At 68.4% G+C, this 1,175-nt stretch carries 1 protein-coding gene and 1 pseudogene; both read left to right on the top strand.

What is annotated here, in order from left to right:
- Positions 1-105 precede the first annotated feature (105 nt).
- Positions 106-813, top strand: coding sequence for a response regulator transcription factor (gene prrA / locus CQY20_RS33835; protein ID WP_207767377.1), 708 nt, complete (start codon positions 106-108; stop codon positions 811-813).
- Positions 814-846: 33 nt separating this feature from the next.
- Positions 847-1,095: pseudogene (locus CQY20_RS33830) on the top strand (two-component sensor histidine kinase); the annotation flags it as partial.
- Positions 1,096-1,175 lie beyond the last annotated feature (80 nt).

The following is a 1,175-nucleotide window of genomic DNA, read 5'->3' as shown; positions in this document are numbered from 1 at the left end:
GCTGCGGGGGCGGCGGCCGCGGTGGTGGCGGGTAGCCGGCATCACAGCGACCCGACGCGACGGCCCTGTGGCGCCTATCCCAATCGCGCTCCGCGATCAGGCAAGATGGCGTATATGGACAGTGCAGTTTCACCCCGAGTGCTCGTTGTCGATGATGACGACGACGTCCTCGCGTCCCTGGAGCGCGGCCTGCGGCTGTCCGGATTCGACGTATCCACCGCAAAGGACGGCGCCGAAGCGCTGCGCAGCGCCACCGAGACCCGGCCCGACGCGATCGTGCTCGACATCAACATGCCAGTGCTCGATGGCGTCAGCGTCGTGACCGCCCTGCGCGCGATGGACAACGACGTTCCGGTCTGCGTGCTGTCTGCGCGCAGCTCGGTCGACGACCGGGTCGCCGGTCTGGAGGCCGGTGCCGACGACTACCTGGTGAAGCCGTTCGTGCTGGCCGAGTTGGTGGCGCGGGTAAAGGCGCTGCTGCGGCGCAGGGGCGCCACCGCGACGTTCTCGTCGGAGACCATCACCGTCGGGCCGCTCGAGGTCGACATCCCCGGCCGTCGCGCCCGCGTCAACGGCGTCGACGTCGACCTGACCAAACGCGAGTTCGACCTGCTGGCCGTGCTCGCCGAACACAAGACCGCGGTGCTGTCGCGGGCCCAGCTGCTGGAGTTGGTGTGGGGCTACGACTTCGCCGCCGACACCAACGTCGTCGACGTGTTTATCGGCTATCTGCGCCGGAAGCTGGAGGCCGGCGGTGCGCCGCGGCTGCTGCACACCGTGCGCGGCGTGGGGTTCGTACTCAGGCAGCAGTGATGCGCGCGGTTTTCGAGCTAGATCCCTGAGCCCATGGCACCGCTGTCGCGGTTTCTGCGCCGCACCCCTTCATTGCGCACCCGCGTGGCGTTCGCGACGGCAATCGCCGCGGCCATCGTCGTCGGCATCGTCGGCACCGTGGTGTGGATCGGCATCACCAACGACCGCAAGGAACGCCTGGACCGCAGGCTCGACGAGGCCGCCGGCTTCGCGATCCCGTTCCTGCCGCGCGGGCTCGACGAGATCCCGAAGTCGCCGAACGACCAGGACGCCATCATCACCGGCGTTAGCGACTGGTGGCGTTAGCAGAAGCTGATTCCAGCAGCTAGATGTGTCGCGAACGCGTCCGCGACACGTTGTCG

Source organism: Mycolicibacterium agri (assembly GCF_002553505.1).
Taxonomy (GTDB): Bacteria; Actinomycetota; Actinomycetes; order Mycobacteriales; family Mycobacteriaceae; genus Mycobacterium; species Mycobacterium agri.
The sequence above is the reverse complement of the archived record's forward strand: the minus strand, read 5'-3'. Positions and strand labels throughout refer to the sequence as shown.